The 1,972-nt window shown below is 72.1% G+C and carries 2 protein-coding genes, 2 pseudogenes and 1 riboswitch; of the genes and pseudogenes, 3 read left to right on the forward strand and 1 reads right to left on the reverse strand.

Translation table 11 applies throughout. The annotated features are described in order from the left end of the window. Window positions 1-147 precede the first annotated feature (147 nt). Window positions 148-359: riboswitch (cyclic di-AMP (ydaO/yuaA leader) on the forward strand. 3 nt (window positions 360-362) lie between these two features. Then, window positions 363-836 (forward strand): C40 family peptidase, encoded by a 474-nt coding sequence (locus JF597_RS54370; RefSeq protein WP_069762329.1) that lies wholly within the window; start codon window positions 363-365, stop codon window positions 834-836. 94 nt (window positions 837-930) lie between these two features. Beyond that, window positions 931-1,533, forward strand: coding sequence for a DUF6328 family protein (locus JF597_RS54375; protein WP_294014539.1), 603 nt, complete (start codon window positions 931-933; stop codon window positions 1,531-1,533). Here the strand turns inward: JF597_RS54375 and JF597_RS54380 are convergent. After that, a pseudogene (locus tag JF597_RS54380) lies at window positions 1,469-1,618 on the reverse strand (LysE family translocator); the annotation flags it as partial. The gene JF597_RS54375 and the pseudogene JF597_RS54380 overlap by 65 nt on opposite strands. 173 nt (window positions 1,619-1,791) lie before the next feature. On the opposite strand from JF597_RS54380, the pseudogene JF597_RS54385 reads away from it, so the two are divergent. Further along, a pseudogene (locus JF597_RS54385) lies at window positions 1,792-1,972 on the forward strand (LysR family transcriptional regulator); the annotation flags it as partial.

Raw genomic sequence — 1,972 nt, forward strand, 5'->3', positions numbered from 1 at the left:
CTCGACACGCCTTCGTTCGAAGGGGTGTTCACCCAAACGGGTGGGTGGTGAGTAACACCACAAATGCTCGGTTCCGTTGGGCTTTTCGCACTTCCGTGCGCCAAGATCCGTGACTGACGACAAGCCCCCGCCGCAGCGGCGGGGCGGTCCGGGCGGACGCCGAGTCCTGCCGCCGCCCGGATGACCGGTCGACAGAAGTGGATCGGCAGGAGTGGAGGACCCAGGCACGACGGGTCGCCGGGACGGTCACGCCATGACCGGGCCGAGCAGCCCTTGGGGTGAAGCCGCGTCAGCGGCCGGGCAACTTCGCCAGCCCGAATCCGACAGGTCATCCTTCACAGGCGGCTGACGAAGGGTTGCGCATGACTGCGCTCAATCGCGTCCCGTCGCTGATGGTCCGGGCCGGTACGGCCTCGGCCTTCGCCATCGCCGCCGTGGGCGGCTCCGTCGTGGTCCCGGGTGTCGCAGCCGACGCCGCCGCCGCGACGCCGGCGACGAAGGCACTCAAGGTCGCGGCCTCCAAGAAGGGCTCGCCGTACAAGTACGGCGCCACGGGGCCCCGCCGCTTCGACTGCTCAGGGCTCACGCTGTACTCGTTCAAGAAGGCGGGCAAGAAGCTCCCTCGTACGGCGGCCCAGCAGTACAACAAGACCCGCCATATCTCCTCGGGCAGCCGCAAGGCCGGTGACCTGGTGTTCTTCCACTCGGGTTCGAACGTCTACCACGTCGGCATCTACGCCGGGAAGGGAAAGATCTGGCACGCCCCCAAGACCGGGGACGTGGTGAGGCTGCAGAAGATCTGGACGAAGGCCGTCTGGTACGGCCGGGTCAAGTGACGCCCCCGAGGGGGTGGCGGCGACCTGACCTCCCGCCGCCCCCTCGGGTCTTCCCGGACGCGTGACACGGGCTGAGGTGGTTACCCGTGATGGCATGGCCGACCACCGCCCGTGCACCGCCCGCAACGAGACTCCGCTGGAGCGCGCCGACCGCAACTTCGGCGAGCTGCTCCAGGAGCTGCGCGTCACGCAGACCGGGGTGCAGATCCTCTTCGCCTTCCTGCTGACGTTGGCCTTCACCCAGCGCTTCCCGACCCTCGACTCCTTCCAGCGCGCCACGTACGTCACCACGCTGCTTCTCGCGGTGCTCGCGGCGGCCCTGTTCACCGCGCCCGCCGCCCTGCACCGCTCGCTCTTCCAGCGCGGCGCCAAGGCCCGCATCGTGCAGGTCTCCTCCCGGCTGGCCACGGTCGGCATGGGGGTTCTGGTGCTGGCGTTCACCGGGTCGGTGCTGCTCGTGGTGGACGTGACGACGGGCCGGGCCGGCGGTGTGGCCGCGGGCGCTGCGACCCTGCTGGTGTGTCTGGGCCTGTGGTGGCTGCTCCCCCGGCTGGTCCGGAGGGCGGGCCTCGCCGAGGAGCGCCGGACGGCACAGCCGCAACCGGCGCCTGCGCCCGCCAAGCGCGAGGTGGTCAGGCCGCGAGCAGCGGCTCGGCCAGGAGCATCACACCGAGACCTGTCGACGCGCCCGCGGTGACCCCTGCGACGGCCCGGGCCGCCTGCGGCCGGCGCAGCCACCACCCCAGCCGGTCCACGAGCACGGCCACCGCCGGGAACCACACCGTCGGATCACCGCTGTGGCGACCGGCGAGATCGGCCCGGCGCTGACGCAGGCCTATGAGCGGGTGCTCCCGCCCTCCCGGCCAGGTCCTCGTGTCCGCCCCACTGCCATGCCCGCGCAGGCGGCTCTACGCGGCTGCCGCTGGCGGAGCTCGCCGGCGAGCCGCTGATCAGCATGGCGCCGGACCATCCGGCCCGGCGGGAGGTGGAGGCGGTGCCGTCGGTGCTGGTCGCGACCCCTGGACACGCCCTGGTGTGCGCGCCGGCCAGCGCCGGACTGGGGGCCGGGGTGGTGCCGGAGATGGTGGCCCGGACGGCGGCCACGCGGCTGCTGGAGGTCGGCACGTTGCGCCGTA

Origin of the sequence: Streptomyces sp., from assembly GCF_019510245.1 — a bacterium.
GTDB lineage: Bacteria > Actinomycetota > Actinomycetes > Streptomycetales > Streptomycetaceae > Streptomyces.